This window comes from Elusimicrobiota bacterium (assembly GCA_016788905.1).
Lineage (GTDB): Bacteria > Elusimicrobiota > Elusimicrobia > FEN-1173 > FEN-1173 > JADKHR01.
In genome coordinates this window covers 29,080-50,798 of sequence record JAEURZ010000003.1, presented here as the reverse complement: position 1 = coordinate 50,798, position 21,719 = coordinate 29,080, and the positions used below count along the sequence as shown (strand labels likewise).

Genomic DNA, 21,719 nt, shown 5'->3' with positions numbered 1-21,719 from the left:
GTGTCGTTACAGGGTCTTCAGGTCCAACACAAAGCGGTAACGAACGTCCCCCCGAACCACTCGATCGTACGCCTCGTTCACCTGAGACAAAGGAATCACTTCCACGTCCGCTTGAAGACCGGCTTTCGCGCAAAAATCCAACATCTCTTGTGTCTCCCGAATTCCGCCGATCAAGGAGCCCGCCATGTTTTTTCTTCCAAAAATAAGCGAGAAAGGGCTCACGGGCAACGGGTCTGGCGAGGCACCGACGAGGATGAGGGTTCCTTCCCGTCGAAGGAGGGTCAACAACCCATCCATATCATGAGGCGCCGAAACCGTGTCCAGGATAAAATCAAAGGAACTTTGGAGTTCTCCCCTTCGGGTCAAATCTTTCGTGACCACAAAGTCGTGCGCTCCCAAAAGGTGCGCTTCGGCCCGTTTGCTTGGGGAAGAACTTATAACGGTCACCTGAGCTCCCAGAGAAACCCCAAACTTCACCGCCATATGCCCCAACCCTCCCAACCCCACCACGGCCAGGCGATGGCCACGGCCGACCTTCCACTGTTTTAACGGGGAGTAGGTGGTGATTCCCGCGCAGAGGAGCGGCGCGGCGCGTTCGGGGTCAAGTCCCGACGGAATACGCAGGACGTAGGATTCATCCACCACGATGTGGGACGAATAGCCTCCCCGGGTCACCTGCCCGGCCTTGTCCTCCGCGTTGTAGGTAAAGAGGGGACCCTTTTCACAATAATTTTCGGTCCCCTCTTTGCAGGGTGGACACACCCGGCAGGAATCCACAAAACACCCCACCCCCACCAGGTTCCCCGGTTTAAATTTCGTCGCGCCGGCCCCCGAACGGCTTACCCGCCCAACGATCTCATGGCCGGGAACCATGGGGTACCGCCCATGAGCCCACTCGTTACGAACCGAGTGGATATCGCTGTGACAAATTCCGCAATAGAGAATTTCGATCACCACGTCTTGGGGGCCGGGATCCCTCCGTTCAAACTGAAACGGGGTAAGGGGGGCGTCCGAAGCCTGGGCGGCGTATCCGTTAGTTAAAATCATTTTCAGCTCAATAGGATGTTGATTTCGGCGCCGAAACCAACGATTTCTTTCCATCGCGTAAAGCCACCTGCCCTTTCCGGCTCCAATCGATGGATTCCCCGAGCAGGCGAGCCGCCTCTTGGGGGGCGTGGAACCCGTTGGAGTTTTCCGACTCTACAAAATCCAACCGAAACTGGGCTTGCCGCTGGGCGTTCCGGGGAATGGCCAGGCGTTCATCGGTGGCCCCCTCCTCTTTGGCTTTCTTGATGTCGTGGATCAATTCCACCAGAGCGTCCATGGCCTTGTCCCGCAATTGAACAGTCCGGGTTTGAATGATATCCACCCGGGCTTTCATTTCATCCTCTGAAAACTTGTGGCATGTGAGACAGGCCCGGCTGACGTTCAAGAGAGGGCTTCGCACATGGTGATCAGAGATCTTCTGTGCGCCAATGCGGGTGTAGGGCATATGGCAATCGGCACAAGCGACACCGGATCGGGAATGAATCCCTTGGCTCCACATTTCAAATTCCGGGTGCTGAACTTTCAAAACCTCGGCCCCTGTGTCCGCGTGAACCCAATCCTTATGGCCAACTTCATCGTAGTAGGCCAACATTTCCTCGGCTTTCAGACCCTTATGCCAGGGGTAAACCAACCGTTTCTCTTTCCCCTTGAAATAATATTCCACGTGGCACTGACCACACACAAAGGAGCGCATCTCTTGACGCGTGGCGTCCCGGTTCACGTCATAATCTTTCACCCCTTGAGAAAGCTTAAGCGTCCGGATTCCCTCCAAAAATCCCGGCCGGGTGACTCGAAGTTGCATCGTGGCCGAGTCGTGGCAGTCAATGCAGGCCACCGGGTGATTGACCAACTTCCGCGCTTCCGGGTAAGTCATTTGGTTCATGGCTTCAAAGCCTTTGGTTAAATCTCCGTTCCCCAATTTCTTATAAGGGACATATACCGAAGCGTGGCAATGCATGCAGGTCCCCGGCTGGGGCGCCACCCGTTGACGTTCCGTGTAAGTCTGATCCTCCAACATGTAAGCGTGCCCGCGTTCTTCTCGGAAATCTTTTGAAAAAGCGTATCCCGCCCACATGGTTTTCAAACGGGGATCGGATTCCAGTCGCGACGTGGCCACCACCGATCGAGGATCGGCGTCGGTGGGCGTCCGCGGGAGCGCCTCGGACCCCCCGTATTTCGTTCGGACCATATCCACCGTGCGTTTGTAGGCGTCATACTGTTGGGGGAAATTTTTTCCCCACACCGCGGGATCTTCCGTTTCATCCGTCAACTCCACCACACGAAAAAAGGGATTTTTGGCTTCTTGTTTCTTCTCGAAAATATCCACCAACAAAGCGGTGACCCCGGCGGTTGAAAGGACCGCCAAGACCAATCCGCCCGCGTAAAGCTTCCAACCTTTCGTTGCATTCATGGGGTCTCTCCTTAGGAATGGCCGACTTCGCCGTGGCACCGAACACAGGACAGCTGACGGGAGGACAACAGCGGTCCCTCCATGGCCTCCACGGTATCCCCGTGACACCGACGACAATTGGCTTCCACCACATCACGATTGTGAGGTTTAATGCGAATCGGATCGGGGTAACGACCCGTGGTAAAATAAAAACTGTGCCAAAAACCATTGGACCCTTTGGTGTACGCCTTTCCCACCAACCCTTCCGGAAGATGGCAATCGTTGCACGTGGCCACCGCGTGATGCGTGGATTTAACCCAACCGCTCAGATGGCCATCCATGGCGTGGCAATTGGCGCAGGCGGCTGGGTCATTGCTCATGTAGGAATAGCCCTTAGCGTAGATAAACGTAAAAATCCCTAATCCTCCCGCCGCCCCAAAGAAAAGGACCAATAAAAAAACAACGATCCGCTTGGGGCGCGGCCGGGTTTCCATTAGAGGGATAGGGTCACTCTTACCGTCCCATCCGTACAGGTCGTGTGACGGAATCCCAAGCGCTGGGAAATATGAAGCATGTCTTTATTTTCCTGCCGGATTTCGGCCCAGAGAGTTTTAACGCCCTCCGCCCGGGCAATGTCCACCATGTTTTTTAAAAACGCGGTTCCCACCCCACGGTGCTGGTAAGGGTCCGCCACCAACATGGACCACTGGGCATTCAGGGTGGAAGAACTCCGAGAAAGGCGGCCCACCGCCCAGAGGCAGGCGGGTTTTCCGTTAGATCCCGGTTGCTCCGCCACGATCACCATTTCCCGATCGTAATCCACGAAACACACCCGGCGCAACCGTTCGTGGGCCACCCGTTCACTCAATTCGAAAGACCGCATATAACGACTGACCACGCTTCGGTCCGAGACTTTAGCGTGATACTCCACCAGAAGAGGTTCGTCTTCCGGCCGCACGGGCCGAAACCGAACGGACGTCCCGTCTTTGGTCACGGCCGGTTTATCGTAAACCGATGGGTAAGGCCGGATGGCGGACCGAACACGGGTCTTCTCCTCCTCCGGGGTGTAAAGAGCGACGCGAGCGTCCATGGCAATAACACCCTCGGGAGAAACCAACAAGGGATTGATATCGATTTCTTTCACCGCGGTTTGTTCCAAAACCAACCAACTGAACCGAATCATCACCCGTTCCAACGCCGCGAGATCGGAAACTTTTTGCCCCCGCACCCCTTGAAGGGCTTTCCAAATCTTCGTTTTGGCCATCATCCGTCGAGCCAATGTGCTGGTGAGGGGAGGAAGGCCCAGAGCCTTGTCCTGGTAAATTTCCACCAATTTTCCCCCAGTGCCAAAAAGGAGCATCGGTCCAAATTGAGGATCTGGGCTCGCCCCGCAAATCACTTCATACCCATCCCAGCGGATCATCCGCTGAACGGTGACCCCATCAAAATGACCGGGCCCCTTTAAAGCCTCCACATTCTTTTTAATCGCGTCAAAAGCCCGGCGCACAGCCGCCGCATCTCCCAAGTTGAGGAACACTCCCCCCACATCGGATTTGTGGGTGATGGTCTTGGAATGGAGTTTTAAAACGATCGGATACGTCAGAGAGTCGGCTTCCCTTACCGCCTCGTCCGCGGTTGTGGCCAGTTTGGTTTCAACCGTTGGAATACCGTAAAGGGCCAAAAGCCGCTTGGATTCATCTTCCGTCATCACGGTTCGCCCGGAAGACCGCGCGGTCTGAATTAATTCATCCACACTTTTCCGATCCACCGGCGCATCCCCCCCCACAGAAAGGTGGGGCGTTTCGTAGAGAGATTGCAGATTGGAATTATAGGAGTGCATGGTGCAGAAAATTTTGGCGGCGGTGTCGGGATATTTAAACACGGGGACACCGGCTCCCGCAAGAATGGTACGGCCCGCCTCCACAGATTCCCCCCCCATCCAACTGGCCAGAATCGGTTTCCCCCTCATGGCACCGGCTTTAAGAGCCAACTGCTGGGCCGACCCCGTGGGATCGGTCATGTCTTGGGGCGTGAGGATCAGCAAAAGCCCATCGGAATTGGGGTCTTTGGCCGCCGCCTCAAACGCGTGGCCATAACGGGCCGCGTCGGCGTCACCCAACACGTCCACGGGGTTTCCATGACTCCAGGGAGCCGGAAGAAAACTGTTCAGTTCCTTCATGGTCTCCAGGCTGAGATTCGCCAAATGTCCCCCGTTTTCAATGAGGGAATCCGCCGCAAGAACCCCGGGCCCACCCGCGTTGGTCACGATGGTCAAACGGGGCCCCTTGGGACGCGGTTGACGGGCCAACACACCCGCCATTTGAAAAAGATCAGAGATCGCGTCCACCCGAATCACGCCACACCGCTCAAACGCCGCGTCCAAAACATCGTCACGACCAACGAGAGACCCGGTGTGGCTCACCGCGGCTTTCGCGGCCGCGTCGGTGCGCCCGGCTTTAATCACAATAATAGGTTTGGAAAGGGAAACTTCCCGCGCCGCCGACATAAAGGACCGCGCGTCGCCCACGGACTCCATGTAAATCACAATGCTTTCCGTTTTGGGATCGTTGCCCAAATAGTCGATAAGATCGCCCCACCCGATGTCCAACATTGAGCCGAGGGAAACAAAAGCGGAAAACCCAATCTTCTCGCGGAAACTCCAATCCAAAACCGCGGTACAGAGGGCCCCCGATTGACTTAAGAAACCCACATTCCCCTTCGCCGCGATCCCCTTGGCAAAAGTGGCATTCAGACCGGAGGGCGGACACATGAAACCCAAACAGTTGGGCCCTAAAATACGCATCTTTCCCCGAGCAATCTCTCGAACGCGCTTCTCAAGGGCGGCGCCCTCGGCCCCGCTCTCTTTAAATCCCGCCGAAATAATGATCGCGCCGGGAACCCCCAGGGACACGCATTCCGCAATGATGTCGGGGACGGAGGGAGCCGGAGTGGCGATGACCACCAAATCCACCGCGTCCGGAATGGCCGACAACCGGGGATAGGCCTTAATTCCTAAAACGCTCGGCCGCTTGGGATTGACCGGATAAACAGTTCCGCCGAAAGAAGAAGAAATCAAGTTCCAGAGAAGGGTTCGCCCCACAGTCCCCGCGTGTTCCGTCGCCCCCACAACCGCCACGGATTTCGGTCGAAAAAAAACATCCAACGACCCCTTGTCCCCTCGAAAAACGTCGTGGGCGGGATCCCCCGGGTAGAGGGAAGGATCTGGGGATTCGGTGTTTAATGGATTCGAAATATTCATGGCGATGGAACCTCGTGGTTTGGCCTTTGATCAATAGACAACAATTCCATTTTACAATAACGTGGGTGCGGATGTTCCTTTCATGTGATTCATTTCAATGCCGCAAAAGGATTTTTTTCTTTTCAATCCGACCCTCTATATCAATGGACATGTAATAGACACCGGGCGACACAGACTGGCCCGTGGAGTTTTTTCCGTCCCACTCAATAGGCCATACCCCCGGGGCCAAGGTGGAGTCCATCATTTGGCCCAAAAACACCCCGGCCTGATCAAACAGGGAAGCTTTCACCCGCGCCGACGTTAAAAGATGACAATCGATCCGAACCTTGGGGCCTCCAAGCTCAAAATCGTTGTGCACGACCTCCAAACGCGGGAAACCCGGTTCAACGAGAACATTTTGGACAGCTGAGGAACTTGTCCGCCCAAAGGAATTTCGAAATAAAACCCTCAGATGCTTTTCTCCAGAAGTTTGAGTCAATGTCACCGGCACCGTCCGTTGAAAAGGCACCCATTTGCCGTTCGTATTTTCCAGAAAATCACCGGACAAGTTCATTTCTTTGGGGTCCCCTTCAACGGACAATTCAAGAACGGCCTGAGGCAAGGCCATGGGGATTTGAACGTGAATGGCGGGGTTATCCAATGGGTGGTACCCATAAATAATTCCGACACTCCCACTGGGGCCTCCCTCCGGCGTCACCACGAGATCTTTTTTTCCATCCCCATTGATGTCTCCGAGACTCCAACTGGACGTCACCGAAAATTGAAAAGCCGCGGATGGCACAACCGGCTGGCCCGAATAATCGTTCGATAAAAATGCCCCCAATTGGGAATGAACCGGGGAAAAAAGGTCCGCTTTTCCATCCCCATCAAAGTCCCCCGTAGGAGATCCAATTCCAAAGATAAAATCCCCGAAAGCGATCGGGGTGTTGGCGGGGACGTCGGTGGTCATATCAAAAGAGCTGGGTCCGTTGGCGACACTTAAACCATCGAGCAAATACCCTTTCTGTTCCGTTTCATCCAAAATGAACAAATCGTCAATGCCATCACCCGTCCAATCACCCACAGCAGGACTATTTATTGCGTTTGTTCCGAAAAGAGTGTAATCGGCAGGTTCCGTATCCAAATTCCACTGAGTCGGGAACCCGGCGGAACCTAAAACGACATAGATCTTTCCCTTCTCCGTTGAGGCCCCATTGGAATGAGTTTTATCAGAAAGGATCAGGTCCGACTTTCCATCGCCATTTATATCACCACTCGCCAGGGTTTGGCCCAAAAAGGTGTCTGAACTTTTATAAATGTGGGTGGCCGAAACTCCGTCATCCAGGAAAATAGATGAACTTGAATAAGAGGGTTTTCCCATAAATAGATAAACATTCCCCTGAAGAGCATCTCCTCCGCTCACCATTAAATCGCCCCGCCCGTCTCCGTTGAAATCCCCTTTGGCAAGTGAACAAAAGGTTGGAGAGTAGGATAATTTCAACTCAAGATCCGCTGAAGTTTGATTCAAATCGAGGGTCAGGGGAGGGGTGGTCGAACCCCATACCGCGTAAATCGTATACAGCCAAGGGGCGGACCCGTTGACCCGGTACCCTTTAAATACAAGATCATCGAAATGGTCCCCATTTAAATCAACAAACAAAATCTGATCAAGGATAAAGGGAACAGGTGGGGGCACAATCTTCAGGAGCACTCGATTTGGAAAAGTATCTGTTGGGGGAAGGTTCGGACCCCCTGGAAACAAATTAATTTCCTGAGCAACCCCATAGTTTGAATAGGTGATGATGGCCACATCCGCAAACCCATCATGATTAAAATCGCCACCCGACGCACAGATCCCCCGATTAATAAAAGTTCCTGTGGTCGCAATTAGAACATCCAAATCACCGATTCCAAACGTTTGCCCCCGCAACGGAAGGGTCCCAAGACACAAACCCAAAAAAACTAAAACCGATGAAACAGAAAAAAATTTTTGTCGGAGGATCACGAACGGAACCCCACCGCTAAGACAGATCCAAGGAAGCGGGGGCCTGCGCCGGACGCCTTGAACCAGGACCAGAACTCTTTCATCGGGCTTTCCTCTCTTCGGTCCCACGCTTGGTCTCTGTTCGAACCCGGTCCCGGGCACGGGCGGCGGCTTCATCGTTGGGATTCAACCGAACCGATTCCTCAAAGAGGGGTAAAGCTTTCTTAAGGTCGCCGGCGTCATAGACACGGACCCCCTCTTGATACAGCTCTCGGGCCCGTGTTTCGGCTTTCCGTGTCGCTTCCCGCGTCAGTTTTTCAATTCGCTGGGACACGGCAGGGTCGAACCGGTCCTCTTGAAGGGCACGATAGTGGAATACCGCCATCTCTATGGCTCCCTCTTTTTCCGCCGATTTCGCCAAGGCCACCATTTCCCTCCGGCACTGGATCACCTTTGCCAAAGCTTCCGCATCTTTCGGAAACCGCACTAAAATATATCGCCAACTCTTCAGCGCCTCTGACCAACGTCCCCGTTCCTGAGCTTTCTGGGCCGTCCGGGACAGCGCTCTCCTTTGCCGTTCAAGACCATGGGCCAATTCTTCCCGCGCCCGGGACTCTCTTCCCTTGGACAACGTGGACTCGGCTTTTTTCAATAGGATGCTCGCCTCCGGGTAGGACGGATCGAGCATGACCAGTTTTCTTAAATAGTCTCCCGCCGCTTCAAAATCTTTTTCCTCATAAGCTCGAAGACCCAAATTATACAAGGTGTCTGGTTTGAGGCTCTCTTCGATTCGCCGATTGACCTCTTTGCCCAAGACTTCGGCAGGGTAATAGTGGGGTGAAAATTCATTGATCTCCTCCAACAGATCCGCCGCATGGGCCGTTTGTCCCTTCTCCCAGGCCGATTGGGCCGTTTCCAGGAGAGCTCGACGCTGGACTTCACGGCCGAGGGGTTTTCCAAACCGAAACCCCACATCCATTCGATGGACCGCTCCCAAATTCTCATTGGGACCGTAAGCGTAGTTCACCACGATCGGCCCACGACCGAATCCCACCCCCCCCGTGATTCACGTCGCTCCCGCGGTTTGGCCTCCCAGTCGAAACGCGAACACCCATTCTTCCCCAGGGATCACATAGTCCAACCCCATTCGGCCCAGCAAGACATCATCCGATGGCGCATCGATTTGACCAGACCAGCAAAGCCGATTTCTTTGTCCTAAAAAAAAGCCTTTCGATGCCCCCCAACGCATCACCAGAGGAGGCGCCAGGGTTCCCTCCCCCAAGGTCATCGTTGTTCCCAAATTCGCCAGGGTAACCCCCCAATTAATTCCCATCTTTTTTGATGTGCCCTGGAGCCCGGCGTCCAGCAAATAGCTTTGCCCTGAAGCGCCGGGGAATTCCTTGCGGGCGAGCTTGCCCGTCACCCCCCAAAAAAGGTTCCGAAAAGGTCTCGCGTAGGAGAGTCCGACCACCCCTTCCCACGGGCGAGCAGACCCTGCGGGATTGCCATTCTTAACCAAATCAAACCGATCGACCGCCAGATACGAGGCCTGGACTCCCCAGGTTTCCCTTTCTCCCCGCCGCCAAACAGGCAAAACCCACGCCAGGTCGTCGCGTGTTTGGTCCTCAAATACCTGGGAATGCCCCGCCAAGAATTCTTGACGAGGAACACGCTGAAGTCCGGCCGGGTTCCAAAAGAGAGCGCTGGCGTCATCCGCTGAGCCCACAAACGCGCCTCCCAAGGAAGACGCGCGAACGCCTGTGTCCATTTTAAGCACGGTCGGACCCCGCCGCCCCCGGTCCCTTTTGGAAAAAAAACCACCCAAGGTCGGAGAAACGAAGACGACCGCAAGGATCAAGCTACCGCTCAAAAGATATAGGCGCGTTCGAAATAACGGGATTCTCTGTTTGGCGCGGGAGTTTCGTTGGAAGAATAGCCCATCGGACCCATATTCCAAGAGAGGGTTATTCATCATTAAATCGATAGCCTTCCCCCACGAGCGTTTCGATCCTGTCCCCGTAGGCTCCGAGGAACGACCGAAGGTTCTTGATGTGAGAGGTGAGGGCATTTTCGGATACGATCACGTCATCTGACCACAGTGACTGAGTGATTCGAAGACGGGTCAACAAACGCCCAGGGTTGTTGAGAAACAACACCAGCAAATCAAATTCCTTGCGGCGGAGGGAAAGGGATTTCTCGTTCAAGGTGACTTCGCGGCGGTCCAGGTCTACTTTGAGTTTTCGAAATTCCAAAGTCGGAGTGTTTGCCTGCCGGACTCCCCCTGTCCGACGCAGAAGGGCTTCGACCCGGGCCAGAAATTCGCCCGGGTCGTAGGGTTTTGTGATGTAGTCATCCGCTCCCATTTTCAAACCCCTCACCTTATCAGGCTTTTTGCCAAGAACCGTCAGGAGAATGAGCGGAATGGATTGGGTGCGCTGTTCTTGCCGAAGTATTTCGCATAACCGAATCCCCGATATCCCCGGCAATTGAATATCCGAAACCACGAGATCAGGGAATTCTTTTTGGATGGCCGCCAAGCCTTCCTCCGCAGACCCGGCTTCGGCCACGCGATACCCCGCCCGCTCCAAAACCAAGTGAGTGACCTCCCTCATTTCAGGATCATCCTCAATGACCAGGACCCGTTCTTTCATACGGGTTCCTTTGCGGCGGGAAAAGTAACGATAAAACGAGTCCCCTTCCCTAATGAAGATTCAACACGCACGCGACCTTCGTGCCCCTCGACAAGGGCCTTGACGATGGAAAGACCGAGCCCCGTTCCTTGTTGGGGAGGAGCGTCGGGTTTCTCACTGGTTGAGTGGAAAGCCTCAAAGAGGTGCGCCATTCGGTCCGATCCGATCCCCCACCCGGTGTCTTCCACTTGGAATTCTACCCATGCCCCCACCACGCGCCCCGACAGTGAAACGCGGTCCCCTTCTTTCGTAAATTTAAACGCATTCGATAACAAATTAAGAAAGACACGGAGAACTTTTTCTTCATCCGCGTAAAGAGCGGGCAAATCGGCCGACAGGTTCAACGTGAGCTCTTTCCCGGACTTTTTAGCCAGAGGAGCAAACAGAGCGGCCAAATCCTCGAAAAGTTTCTTCGGATGAAACACTGATTTTTCGTAGACCAATCGCCCCTCACGCATTTTCGCTGTATCAAGGATGTTATTAACCATTGTGCGCAACCGAATGGCGGAGACTTCGATCACACGAAGAAGAGGGAATGAGGGGGGTGGAAGGTCGTCCGTTCGAAGCATCTTCGCGGAGGTGGCGATGGCACTGAGCGGATTGCGAAGGTCATGGGAAACATTGTTAATGAACTGATCTTTAAGTCGATCCAACTCACCAAGACGGTTGGACATGGTATTGAATTCCCGGGCCAGTTCCCCGATTTCCCCTGGAGCGTCATCCGATACGCGCGCCGTCCAATCCCCTCCTCCGACACGACGAACACCCTGGGCCAGCCGGCGAAGGGGGCGCGTTAAAGCGCGGGCCGTCCCCCACGCCAGGAGAAGAGCCAAGCCCAGAACCCCGCCGCCTAACCCCAACGATCGCCGGACCAGGCTCGACAATCGATCGCTCACCACCTTTTTAATTCCACTCGAATCATAAACCACGCGCGCCAGAACCTCGGATTTTTCATTTCGCGTGGCAACCTGGGAATAGATCCATTCGCTGGAGTTCGGTCCCGGCTGCCCCATAGCCGTCCAAGGAAAGGAAAACGCTGTCAACGTTCTTCCCAACAAGGCCAGATCCGTGTGCGCCAAGACTTTTCCTTTCCGATCCACACAAAAGGCCTCCTCGAGATCTGGGGACCGTCCAAGCTCTTTCAAAAAATTAACCAACCCCAGTTCGTCATGAGTCACGAGGGCCTCGGCACAGAGATGGGCCAGGTGTTCCGTGTTCGTTTGTTGAGATTTCTGTCCTTCCTCAATGAGAAAACGGCGTTCGACTCTCAAAAACCCCGCAATTAAAACAGCTCCCGTAAAGGCAATGGCACTGGTGATCAGTAATGTGAACCGCAAACCCAGTCTCATGAACAATTCCACATATTAACGGAAACCCCATCTTTTGAGGAACCCACCACTCAGGATCAGCACTTCTCATATATAGCTTGAAAAATCCTTTAAATCAATGGATTTCTCCCCCTAAAAAGATCACACGCACGCCACATGGGAACCATACCCATTCCACCTGGTGCCATTAAACTGGTGGAGAAGGTCAGCCACAGGGAGGATGAACCATGGAAACCACGAACCGCACGAGAAAACAAAAAATGTCCAATCAAAATGTTATAGACGGCTCCCCCCACGGTCTTAACCTCACGCCGGGTCGGCGCGACACCCAAGGGAATAAAATCCTTTTTATTGCCGAAGCCGTCACCTTAGCGCATGTCGGTCGAATGATCACCCTGGCTAACGGGATTGACCAGCCCCGCTTCACTCCAATTCTTGCTTGGGATGACCGTTTTAATGGAATCGTTGGGGATCTTCCCGGACCGTATTTTCCCCTCTCCAGCATTCCCACCTCCCTTTTTCTCGAGCGGCTGTACAAAGGTCAGCCCACCTACAATTTTGAAACGTTGGATCGCTACGTGAGAGAGGACCTGGAACTTATCCATACCACATCCCCCACCGCCATCGTGGGGGACACGCGCCTCTCTTTGGCCGTCAGTGCGGCGCTCGCGGGAATCCCCTATATTAACGTGGTCAACGCCCATTGGAGTCCCTTCGCTCAAACCAAATGGGTCGTCCCTCAATGCTCCTTCGTTGATACGGTCGGTCCTCTTTTGGGTCAATGGGGTTTTGATCTTCTCCGGCCCCTATTATTTCGCTCTTACGCAAAGGGATTTGATTCTTTGTTGAAAAAATGGGGACGGCCCAGTCTCGGCGCGGACATACGAAATATCTATTGCGCGGGAGACCGAACGCTTTATCCCGACCTGCCCGACCTGATCCCAACAACAGGGCTTCCCCCATCCCACCGATTTATGGGGCCCGTCGCCTGGTCTCCCGATGTCCCCGTTTCGGATATTTTAAACCGCCCCGCTCCTGGAAAAAAGACGGTCTACGTCGCCATGGGAACTTCCGGCAACACGCGCGCCCTTCCCGCTATCCTGGAGGGCCTGGCAGGACGGCCTCTCCGCGTTTTGGTGGCGGCGGGACTCCAGCTTTCCGTCCGAAATCCCGACCCAACACGATTGGAATTGCATACCTCCCCCTACTTTTCGGGCCAGGCGGCTTGCCAAGCGGCGGACCTTGTCATCAATAATGGCGGAAGTGCGGGGATCAACCAATGCCTGCTGGCCGGGGTCCCTTTCCTGGGGGTGGCCTCCAACCTGGATCAGTTTTCCTCCATGTATTTTTCGGAACGCGCCGGGGTCGGGAAAACCATCCGGGCGGATCGAGTTAATCCCGGCGCCATTGCCAGACAAGCGGGGGAACTTTTGGATGACCCCTCCTGGGGACGAAAGGCCAAGGCCATCAGCGCTATCGCCCATTCCTACACCCCGTCCGACATCCTCATGGAAGAATTGAAATCGCTCGGATCGGTCCAGGCTTAAGGTGAGCAACCATGGAACATATTCTCATAACCGGTGGCGCAGGGTTTATTGGGTCCCGCACCGCAAAAGCTCTTTTGGGAAAGGGTCATCGTGTGCGAATTTTGGATTTATTAGACCCTCAGATCCACGGGGAGAAACCGAAATTTCCGAACTCACTCAACCCAGGGGTGGATCGTATCCGTGGAGATGTGCGGCGCCCCGCGGATCTCCAAAAAGCCCTAAAGGGGATCGACACCGTCTACCACTTCGCCGCCAAAACCGGGGTGGGGCAAAGCATGTATGATGTGTCGGGGTATGTGGACACGAATGTGGGGGGAACGGCGACACTCCTGCAAGCCATCTTGCAAAACAAGTCTCAGGTCAAGAGACTCATTCTGGCTTCGTCCCGAGCGGTCTATGGGGAAGGGGCCGCCCTGTGCCCCCGGCACGGAAATATTTTTCCAGAGAAGAGATCGAGGGAATTGTTGGAACGGGGAATTTTTCAAGTCAAATGCCCCCACTGTGGACGAACGGTGAAACCCATTCCCACTCCGGAGGAATCGCGAACCGACCCCGGCTCGATTTACGCCCTCACCAAGAAACACCAGGAAGACCTGTGCCTTCAAGCGGCCTCCGCCTACGGCCTTTCAGTGGTAATTCTTCGTTATTTTAATGTTTACGGCTCCGGCCAAGCGCTTCAGAACCCTTACACAGGGGTCGCCACGGTCTTCTTCAACCGCTTAAGAGAGGGAAAACCGATATCTCTCTATGAGGGAGGACTGCCCAGACGGGATTTCGTTCATGTCTCCGATGTCGTCCAAGCGAATCTGGCGGCATTAAACCCAAAAATTCGATCCGGTTCTCTATTTAATGTCGGAAGCGGTCAAGCCATCACGGTCCGCCAACTGGCCCAAACCCTGGGGAACGCCATCGGTCGTTATCCTGTATTAGAAAGCAAAGGCGAGTTCCGGGTGGGAGACATCTTTGCTTGCACCGCACATATGGAACGCTCCCGCCACGTTCTGGGGTACCACCCCCGAATGACGTTAAAAAAGGGGCTTCAGGAATTTGCCACCTGGGCCAACGGTGAAAAAAGAGCTAAGGAAGGCGCCTACGAACAAACAGTGAGCGAGCTCACTCATCACAATTTGTTTGGCAAGGCCGCGCCGCCAAGAAAGACAAAGAGAAAAATCCGTTTTTCTTATACGGCATGAGGGTTCTTCCAGCCCGAAAAAATATCGATTTGTTTTCGAGTATTCCCCAGGGAGCGGGACGGAATTTCTTTATTCATTTTTCGGGATTCTCCTCGTGGTAAATGACAGGCCTGGTTGTTTTATCTATCCCGCTGACCTGATCATTCTCTGAGAGAAAAGTTGATTTCGAAACGGCGTCTTCTTTGGCTTTGGTTAAAGGAAATCTCTCCTATTTCTTAACCCGCGTTTTCCTCCGTCCCAAGGATCCGGTCAAAAACAAGGATTGAGATCTGCAAGGCGACGGCTTTAACGGCGGTCCAATCATGCCAGCGGGATTCCAAGCCTTTATAGGTGGAAAGGTCCATATTCTTGAGGTCGTAAGGCAGGGGATTCGCAAGCTGAATTTGGAGTTGAAGGAGAGCGGATTTCCCTCCCTCTTGCGGATAGAATTGGGAAAACTTTTTAAGGGCCTCGACGATTTTCTCAGGGCCCATCCGGTCCGCAAGCGCGATAAAATCAATATAGTCGCGCGAGGCGTTTCGTTTAAGAATGAGAACTCCCTTGATCCGTAAGATCTCCTCTTCTGTGGGAAGAACTATTTTTTTCCCTTTAAAATTCACCGTTGTCGTTTCAAGCGGTTGATCGCGAATCAGTTGACGAATTCCTGTCTCAATTCCATCCAAACTTCCCAAGATTTGGACGGGGCGTAGAACGCGGGCCGTTTTCCAGCCCGCCACAGATTCGAGCTCGGCCAAAACCTGGTCAAATTGATTTTTCAAATCAGGAAGAACGTGATCGGCATCGATGGACATTCGATGTTCCGCGAAATAGGCCGCGGCCGTTCCACCCACAAGCACCGCGTCCGGAAAATATTCTTGAAGGCGCGCGGCCGCCGAGAGAACCTCTTCCCACTCAGGCCAGTTTTTGGCGGGCATAGTAATTCCAAAAGTGATAGCGCTGGGCGAAAGGATCGGAAATGTGCGCGCCACAAATCCGAACAACGTCCTCTAAAAGGGCCCGATTTTCGAGGACCGCTTTTCGAAGGGCCACCCAATCGTCGCGCTCCCCGCGACCAATGATGTCGTCAATGGCCGGGAGGCTAAAGTCTTCCCCATCCAGATGCCGATGATTCATGCTTTTTTTTACCTCTTTGTTCAGACCTTATTGGGAACAGCGGATTACATGCTAGCACATGAATCTTAATTATTAAATTGACTTTTGATCCTCAAACCGATAGCCGAGCCCTTTGATCCCTTGGAGTTTAATCCCTTCGGCCTTGATTTTGGCCCGGAGACGGGCCACGGTCGTATCGATGGCCCGGCTGGTGGCAAAATATTCGTTTCCCCACACCGATTCTTCCAAGAAATTGCGCGAAAGGAGACGATCTTTATTTTTCAAGAAAACGTGCAGGAGGGCGAACTCCTTCGCTCGAAGTTCTACGGGCTCTTTCCCCACAAAGACCCTGTGCTGGGCGGTGTCCAACGAAAGGGTTCCTGACCGAAGGGTTTCGCCGGCGGATTGGGGTTCCGTGTCCCGGCGTAAAACCGCCCTCACACGGGCCACCAACTCTCGGGGACGGAGGGCTCGCTTGGATATAAAATCGGCCGCCCCCACTTCCAAACCCACCACCACATCGGTTTCGCGTCCTCGGACGGTGAGCATAATGATGGGAATGTCCTGGGTCGCGGCATCGGCCTTTAAGGCGCGACACAACTGAACACCATCTTTGTCCGGCAGGTTCCAATCCAATAAGATCAAATCCGGGTGGGATTGCACAGCCGATTTCATACCGCTCTGAGCGTCCCCAGCACTCAACACTAAAAAACCGTCCTTTTCCAATATTTGTTCAATCAGGCGACGAAAATCAGCCTCATCATCGATGATTAATACTCTGGGTTGGCTCATTCTGGAAGATGCAAGGAAAACCGACTGCCCCGCCCAACGTCACTCTCCAGGGTGACCACTCCGCCTTGAACTTCCACGAGTCCCTTGACGATGCTCAGCCCCAACCCCGTTCCCTTCACCCCACCGTGAGCGGACGGAATGCCACGCGCCTGTTCGAATTTATCGAAAATCCTTTTTTGGTCTTTTGGCGGAATTCCCGGACCCGTGTCCGATACCGTCATCCGAATATGAGACGCCTCCCCGTTTATTTGAAAAGGATTGGAGGCTCCCGCCGACAAAATGACTTCCCCTCCTGAAGGCGTAAATTTAAGCGCGTTTCCAATGAGATTGGTCATGGCCTGATGAATCTTATCCCGGTCGGCGATGACCGTCAAGCCAGGAGGCACATTGATCTGGAGTTGAACATGGCGTTCTCGCGCCACGGGACCAAACAAGTCCGTTAATTCGTTAAACAGCCCCATCACATTAAACCGTTCCTGGCGAATGTCCATGGCCCGCGACTCGATTTTTGAAAGGTCCAAAATATCATTCACAAACCGTCCCAGCCGCGTGGCGTTGTTTCGGATGATCGCGAGATTGTTAATCGCCTTCGACGCCTGATTCGGCGGGATTTCTTCCATCATAAAATTGGCGTAAGATTCAATGGCGGACAAGGGAGACCGAAGTTCATGGGTCACCCTAGCGACAAACTCCCGCTTCATTTGGTCCAATTCCCCTAACTTGATGGCCATGTGATTAAAATCCTGTGCCAGATCCCCCAGTTCGTCCGCGCGGGTTTCAGTGAGCCTGTGGTCCAATTCTCCAGCCGCTAATCGGTGGGTACCCCGGGCGATTCTTTGAATAGGCCGGGTTAAATGCAAGGCCAGGAGCCAGGCCCCCAGCAACCCTAAACCTAAGGCCGCCCCGAGAGGAGGCAATAAACGGATTAATACATCCCGGAGGGCCTGATCCACTTCTCGATCCATCGCGGTTTTAGAAAAAATGACCACTGCCTTCCGAGCCGGCCCTTTCGTGACGGGAACCGAAATCGGAACCAGATCCCGCCCGACCAATGAGCGTGGTATTTTCCCCAAAAGGGCGGTATCGGCATGGGCCACCAGGCGTCCTTTGCCATCAAGGCAATAGGCGTCAACAACACCCACATTTCCCCGCACGGCCGCAGCGGCATTTAATGCCGCCAACTCGTCTTTCACCACCAGGGCGTCCCGACACGTTTGGGCCAAATGGTCGGCCATGGCCGTATGAGCCTCAGCCATTTTGCGAAGCAACGTCCGCCGCTCCGTCAGATAAAAGCCCGCCGCGGCGACTCCCGCCACGGCCACGGAAAGCCCCACCGCCAAAACCCCGATTTTGGCCCGAATCTTCATGGCGCCCGGGGACCGGTTTCCTGGCGAACTCGCTCCAAAGCCCGCCGATACGTTTGGTTATCCGGGTCCAATCGAACCGCCTCTTCAAAAAGGATCTTCGCTTGCGTTAAGTTCCCTGAGCGATAAACCGCCCGCCCCTCCTCATATTTCGTCAACCCTTCTTCCCGGCGCGATTGGGCTTCCAACGCCCGAGAGCGGGCTTCTTTTTCCAATAGCTTCTTCACAAGGTCGGCACTGTCCCGATAGCTGTCCACCCCGTCTTGGGAGGCGCGGAACAAAGAGAGGGCTTTTTCCCATTCCCCCTCATGTTCCGCGCGCACCGCCTCCTGGTAAAGAGCTTCCCGACAACGAAGGATCTCCTGTGAAGCGATGGTGTTTTTGGGGTCCTGAACCAGGATCTCTTGCCATTGCCCCAAAGCCAGTCGCCAGCCGCCCCGCTTCATGGCGTCACGGGCACGGCTCCCCATCTCTTGTTTTTTGCGCTCCTTCGCACGCGCCAAGGCCACCCGAGCTTCCTCGTTACGCCGGGCGACCAAAAGGGCCGAGAGACGGTCTACCCCCTTCTGGGCCTCGCTGTTCCCCGGGCGAACCAGCAAGACTTTCCGATAGGCCAGTTCCGCACCGCCCAGGTCTCCTTTGGCAAAGGAACGGCGCGCTTGGTCCAGAAGAGTGGCCGGGTCCAGTGTTTCCGCCATTCGGAGCGATGTTTCCTGTTGCAGTCGTTTCCCTTCTCGATCGCGAGGCGATAAGGAGCGCGCCGCTTCCAAAGCCTCTTCCGCTTGAACCAGTTGTCCTTTATCCAACGCCGCTCGAGCTTGGACGTAAAGGCTGGTCCGGCGGGTTTCGTGGGCCAGGGGAGCCCCAAACTTCCAACGGAAATCGATCCGGTTGGACGCTCCCAAATTGTCGTCTGGTGAAAAAGCGTAATTCACCGCCAACCCTTTTAACTCAACCCCCGCCCCAACCGTATAACGAGAGGAAATGGAGGAAGCATACCCCGTTCGTAAAAACACCGCCCCGTCGTCAAGCAACTTCCGACCATATTCCAGGCCGGCCCTCACTTGGAGATTGTCGTCAGCGGGGATATCGATCTGCCCCGTCCCAAGCAAAAGGCCCCCTTTGAAAAATGGAAACCTTCCAGAAACTCCGGATCGCACCACCAAGGGAAGTTTTGACCTTGAAGACCCCAAGGACATCTCTGTCCCCACATTGGCCAGAGACAGGCCCCAGTCTCCCCGTCGACCTAAGGCCCCTTGTATCCCCGCGTCCATCGCATAGGCGGACCCCTGCTCCTCGAACCCAACTTGCCTAATGTATTTTCCACTCACTCCAAAGGACCCCAACCCAAGCGGCCGGGAGTATCCCAAACTCATCACGCTTTCGCTGGGGCGCGCCGTTCCCAGATTTTCTCCCTCTTCCACCAAGTTGAGAGGAGCGTCCGCCAAATAGGTCAGGCCCACCGCCCACGTCTCCCGTTTGCCCCACCGCCACGCGGGGCGAACGTAGACCGCGGAATCCTGAGTTTGCTCGCCAAAGAGAGCCGCGTGAGAAAAACTCAGCTCTTGTCGGCTCACTTTCTGCAATCCCGCCGGGTTCCAAAACAACGCCCCCCCATCATCGGCGGGAGCCACAAACGCCCCCCCCAATCCCTGGGATCGGACCGAAGGGTCCATCGTCAACACCAGGGGTCCCCGTCGCCCATGATGTTGATCAGAAAACCATTCCGCCTGAATGGAAATGGCAAGGCCCGTGAAGATTCCCAATAAAAGGACAAACGGGCGGGCACCCATTACTTCACCAAAACACGGGCACGGTCGATGCGCCCACCTACGTCAAAAACAATCGTGTAGATTCCCGGAGCCACCCGTTGGCCCTCGCTATTGGTTCCGTCCCATTCAAGGACATATACCCCTGGCTCTTTCTCCTCATCGATAAGAACGCGGAGCAATCGCCCCTCACGGGAGTAGACCGACGCTTTTAAATGCCCCACCAAACCCAGATGAGCCCCCCATTGGGCCCGCCCCCCTTCTTTTAATAGATTGGTGATCGAGGATACCCCCACCTCCCCTAATGCCAATGGAATTGATAATGAAAGGGTATCACTCTCTCGTCCCTCCTTTGTTCGAAACACAACCGTAATTGTTTTGTCTCCAACCGATGGCGTTAACGTGGCATCAATTTTTAACCGATAGGGAATCCAAATGTCAGGAGGGGGTACCAAAATATCCCCGCTTAACTTCATTTCGGTAGGATCCCCTTCCACACGGAGGTCAAGGACGGCTTTTGGTAAGAACGGGTTCCCCCTCACTTGTATCGTCGGGTTATCCAAGGGATGATACCCGAAAATGATGCCGACACTTCCGTTGGGACCCCCTAGCGGTAATACCACTAAATCTTGTTTACCATCACCATTCACATCCCCAAGACTCGCATCAAAAGGAACCGAAAATCCAAAAGACGCGGGAGGGACGATCGGGGATCCAAAAACATTGGATAAAAGGACCCCCCTTACCTCCTCATTAATCGTTGGGAATAGATCCGCCTTTCCATTCCCATCAAAATCGCCTGTAACAATCGACATACCCGAGAGCGACAAGGGAGGAAGCCCCCCGAACATGGGCGGCGAATAACCGGGTATCCCTGTTTGCATATCGATGCTACTCAAGCCATTGGACAAAACAGAACCATCCAAAAGGAATCCCTTTTGTTCCTCATAATCAATAACGACCAAATCACTTTTTCCGTCTCCATTAAAATCCCCCACCGCGGGGCAATGAAAATACCCCCCCTCATTCCCTCCCATGATGGTTATATCCGCTGGAGTGGAATCGAGATTCCACGGGGTGATATAATGTGTGGACCCACGGATAATATAAATCTCCCCACTCTGAACCCCTCCCAGACGTGTTCGGAGAGGGGACGAAAGAACCATGTCCGATTTCCCGTCTCCATCAACATCCCCAATGGCTATGGTTTTGCCAAAATATCCATCGCCGTTACTATGAACCCAAAGTGCCGAATTTGCGCTGTTCACCGCGAATGAGGAACTCGTGAATACCGATTGACCAAGAACAAGATAGACATCCCCCCCCCGAGTCATTGGTCATTCCCACCAATAAATCGTCTCTCCCGTCCCCATTAAAATCTCCTGGTTTCACCATGATCGACCTGTCCTGAACGTTGTAATTGACTGTCAGTTCAAGATCCGCCTGATCCGGACCCCAAGACAAGGAAACCGGGGGTATGGTCGTTCCAAATACCCCATATATTTTAGAGCCAAAATTTCTAAAACCATAGTAGAAAAGATCATCCTTTCCATCTCCATTAATATCCGCGAAAAACAGGTGTCCATTCGAAACCACTGTACTCGGTAAGTATATTTTCATATTGACCAAACTTTCAATATTGGATTTTTCTGGAAAGTCTGCCCTCCCCAAAATCAATTGAATATTTTGTGGTCCCTGTGGACCACCCACCTCGTTAGAATCCATGAGAACGGCCACGTCATCATACCCGTCGCCATTAAAATCCCCTTCGGCGGATAGTTTAGAACGGTTGGAATATCCCATGGGGGCTGTAACGAGAACATCCAGATCGGCGATCCCAAAGGATTTACCCCAAACAGGGGAATTCCCCATCCACGTTAGAGAGAGACCAACCCAAAGAAAAAGGTGCATTCTGGTCATCATGATTTTCTCTTTGCGCAGGATTTTTGGTGAAAAAAAAGTCCCTCAAACCATCGGCCCCATTTCGAAAAATTCATCACTAGACCATGTCCCTCCCTACTGCCCCCTAGGCTCCTAGAAACGAGCGAAGGGTCTTGATGTGTGATGCGAGCGCTTTTCCAATCAGATCGCATCTTTGGACCCTAGCGACGGGGTGATTCGAAAATACGTCGGAATGGCTCAGGTCCAGACGTTTCTCCCTCTCCCGCTCGCGGGAGAGGGGCGGGAGAGGGTGGGGGTTCCCGATGGGGAACCGATCGGAGACCTGCGTAGTCACGACACGTCAGCAAACACCCAGAGATATTGACAATGAAAGACTGAGCCCT

General features: G+C 54.0%; 18 protein-coding genes. 2 read left to right on the top strand and 16 right to left on the bottom strand.

Translation table 11 applies throughout. The features are described 5' to 3' along the window. Positions 1 to 6: 6 nt before the first annotated feature. From JNK54_01925 to JNK54_01885, 9 genes are all read right to left on the bottom strand, one after another. Entirely contained in the window at positions 7 to 1,047 is a 1,041-nt protein-coding gene (locus JNK54_01925; GenBank protein MBL8023028.1) for an NAD(P)-dependent alcohol dehydrogenase, read from the bottom strand. 7 nt (positions 1,048 to 1,054) lie between these two features. After that, positions 1,055 to 2,458, bottom strand: a complete 1,404-nt coding sequence (locus JNK54_01920) for an ammonia-forming cytochrome c nitrite reductase subunit c552 (protein ID MBL8023027.1) — start codon at positions 2,456 to 2,458, stop codon at positions 1,055 to 1,057. 11 nt (positions 2,459 to 2,469) lie between these two features. Further along, positions 2,470 to 2,931 carry a cytochrome c nitrite reductase small subunit gene (gene nrfH / locus JNK54_01915; protein MBL8023026.1) on the bottom strand — a complete coding sequence of 154 codons (462 nt, stop codon included), beginning with the start codon at positions 2,929 to 2,931 and terminating at the stop codon, positions 2,470 to 2,472. Further along, a complete protein-coding gene (locus JNK54_01910; protein MBL8023025.1) occupies positions 2,931 to 5,696 on the bottom strand; it encodes a bifunctional acetate--CoA ligase family protein/GNAT family N-acetyltransferase in 2,766 nt (921 codons plus the stop codon). Before JNK54_01910 ends, nrfH begins: the two co-directional genes overlap by 1 nt. A 94-nt stretch (positions 5,697 to 5,790) precedes the next feature. Then, positions 5,791 to 7,680 carry an FG-GAP repeat protein gene (locus tag JNK54_01905; protein MBL8023024.1) on the bottom strand — a complete coding sequence of 630 codons (1,890 nt, stop codon included), beginning with the start codon at positions 7,678 to 7,680 and terminating at the stop codon, positions 5,791 to 5,793. A gap of 79 nt (positions 7,681 to 7,759) precedes the next feature. After that, positions 7,760 to 8,713, bottom strand: coding sequence for a hypothetical protein (locus JNK54_01900; GenBank protein ID MBL8023023.1), 954 nt, complete (start codon positions 8,711 to 8,713; stop codon positions 7,760 to 7,762). A 12-nt stretch (positions 8,714 to 8,725) separates the two neighbouring features. Further along, a complete protein-coding gene (locus JNK54_01895) occupies positions 8,726 to 9,517 on the bottom strand; it encodes a PorV/PorQ family protein (GenBank protein MBL8023022.1) in 792 nt (263 codons plus the stop codon). A 106-nt stretch (positions 9,518 to 9,623) separates the two neighbouring features. Next, positions 9,624 to 10,310 carry a response regulator transcription factor gene (locus tag JNK54_01890; GenBank protein MBL8023021.1) on the bottom strand — a complete coding sequence of 229 codons (687 nt, stop codon included), beginning with the start codon at positions 10,308 to 10,310 and terminating at the stop codon, positions 9,624 to 9,626. Then, the gene (locus JNK54_01885; GenBank protein MBL8023020.1) at positions 10,307 to 11,698 is read right to left on the bottom strand and encodes a HAMP domain-containing histidine kinase; all 1,392 of its coding nucleotides are present in this window, start codon (positions 11,696 to 11,698) and stop codon (positions 10,307 to 10,309) included. Before JNK54_01885 ends, JNK54_01890 begins: the two co-directional genes overlap by 4 nt. 206 nt (positions 11,699 to 11,904) lie before the next feature. Here JNK54_01885 and JNK54_01880 point away from each other — a divergent pair, with 206 nt between their 5' ends. Together JNK54_01880 and JNK54_01875 are read left to right on the top strand one after the other, a co-directional pair. Further along, entirely contained in the window at positions 11,905 to 13,224 is a 1,320-nt protein-coding gene (locus JNK54_01880) for a hypothetical protein (protein MBL8023019.1), read from the top strand. Between the two features lie 11 nt (positions 13,225 to 13,235). Beyond that, positions 13,236 to 14,417, top strand: coding sequence for an NAD-dependent epimerase/dehydratase family protein (locus JNK54_01875; protein MBL8023018.1), 1,182 nt, complete (start codon positions 13,236 to 13,238; stop codon positions 14,415 to 14,417). A gap of 215 nt (positions 14,418 to 14,632) precedes the next feature. Here JNK54_01875 and JNK54_01870 read toward each other — a convergent pair whose 3' ends face one another. The 7 genes from JNK54_01870 to JNK54_01840 form a co-directional block, all read right to left on the bottom strand. Beyond that, a complete protein-coding gene (locus JNK54_01870; GenBank protein ID MBL8023017.1) occupies positions 14,633 to 15,331 on the bottom strand; it encodes a nucleotidyl transferase AbiEii/AbiGii toxin family protein in 699 nt (232 codons plus the stop codon). Continuing rightward, positions 15,309 to 15,530, bottom strand: coding sequence for a hypothetical protein (locus tag JNK54_01865; GenBank protein ID MBL8023016.1), 222 nt, complete (start codon positions 15,528 to 15,530; stop codon positions 15,309 to 15,311). The genes JNK54_01870 and JNK54_01865 overlap by 23 nt, the downstream gene beginning before the upstream one ends. 72 nt (positions 15,531 to 15,602) lie before the next feature. Then, positions 15,603 to 16,301: a response regulator transcription factor gene (locus tag JNK54_01860; GenBank protein ID MBL8023015.1), complete on the bottom strand. Its 699-nt coding sequence runs from the start codon at positions 16,299 to 16,301 to the stop codon at positions 15,603 to 15,605. Then, positions 16,298 to 17,668, bottom strand: a complete 1,371-nt coding sequence (locus JNK54_01855; protein ID MBL8023014.1) for a HAMP domain-containing histidine kinase — start codon at positions 17,666 to 17,668, stop codon at positions 16,298 to 16,300. The genes JNK54_01860 and JNK54_01855 overlap by 4 nt, the downstream gene beginning before the upstream one ends. Continuing rightward, positions 17,665 to 19,458, bottom strand: a complete 1,794-nt coding sequence (locus JNK54_01850; GenBank protein ID MBL8023013.1) for a PorV/PorQ family protein — start codon at positions 19,456 to 19,458, stop codon at positions 17,665 to 17,667. The genes JNK54_01855 and JNK54_01850 overlap by 4 nt, the downstream gene beginning before the upstream one ends. Continuing rightward, a complete protein-coding gene (locus tag JNK54_01845) occupies positions 19,458 to 20,702 on the bottom strand; it encodes an FG-GAP repeat protein (GenBank protein ID MBL8023012.1) in 1,245 nt (414 codons plus the stop codon). The genes JNK54_01850 and JNK54_01845 overlap by 1 nt, the downstream gene beginning before the upstream one ends. After that, complete coding sequence (locus JNK54_01840; protein ID MBL8023011.1) at positions 20,668 to 21,357, bottom strand: VCBS repeat-containing protein; 690 nt, start codon at positions 21,355 to 21,357, stop codon at positions 20,668 to 20,670. Before JNK54_01840 ends, JNK54_01845 begins: the two co-directional genes overlap by 35 nt. Between the last annotated feature and the right edge of the window lie 362 nt (positions 21,358 to 21,719).

Excerpts from the sequence above, each read along its gene's own strand:
- JNK54_01925 (MBL8023028.1), bottom strand. The coding sequence starts at position 1,047 with ATGATTTTAACTAACGGATACGCCGCCCAGGCTTCGGACGCCCCCCTT.
- JNK54_01920 (MBL8023027.1), bottom strand. The coding sequence starts at position 2,458 with ATGAATGCAACGAAAGGTTGGAAGCTTTACGCGGGCGGATTGGTCTTG.
- nrfH (MBL8023026.1), bottom strand. The coding sequence starts at position 2,931 with ATGGAAACCCGGCCGCGCCCCAAGCGGATCGTTGTTTTTTTATTGGTC.
- JNK54_01910 (MBL8023025.1), bottom strand. The coding sequence starts at position 5,696 with ATGAATATTTCGAATCCATTAAACACCGAATCCCCAGATCCTTCCCTC.
- JNK54_01890 (MBL8023021.1), bottom strand. The coding sequence starts at position 10,310 with ATGAAAGAACGGGTCCTGGTCATTGAGGATGATCCTGAAATGAGGGAG.
- JNK54_01885 (MBL8023020.1), bottom strand. The coding sequence starts at position 11,698 with ATGAGACTGGGTTTGCGGTTCACATTACTGATCACCAGTGCCATTGCC.
- JNK54_01880 (MBL8023019.1), top strand. The coding sequence starts at position 11,905 with ATGGAAACCACGAACCGCACGAGAAAACAAAAAATGTCCAATCAAAAT.
- JNK54_01875 (MBL8023018.1), top strand. The coding sequence starts at position 13,236 with ATGGAACATATTCTCATAACCGGTGGCGCAGGGTTTATTGGGTCCCGC.
- JNK54_01870 (MBL8023017.1), bottom strand. The coding sequence starts at position 15,331 with ATGCCCGCCAAAAACTGGCCTGAGTGGGAAGAGGTTCTCTCGGCGGCC.
- JNK54_01865 (MBL8023016.1), bottom strand. The coding sequence starts at position 15,530 with ATGAATCATCGGCATCTGGATGGGGAAGACTTTAGCCTCCCGGCCATT.
- JNK54_01860 (MBL8023015.1), bottom strand. The coding sequence starts at position 16,301 with ATGAGCCAACCCAGAGTATTAATCATCGATGATGAGGCTGATTTTCGT.
- JNK54_01855 (MBL8023014.1), bottom strand. The coding sequence starts at position 17,668 with ATGAAGATTCGGGCCAAAATCGGGGTTTTGGCGGTGGGGCTTTCCGTG.
- JNK54_01850 (MBL8023013.1), bottom strand. The coding sequence starts at position 19,458 with ATGGGTGCCCGCCCGTTTGTCCTTTTATTGGGAATCTTCACGGGCCTT.
- JNK54_01840 (MBL8023011.1), bottom strand. The coding sequence starts at position 21,357 with ATGATGACCAGAATGCACCTTTTTCTTTGGGTTGGTCTCTCTCTAACG.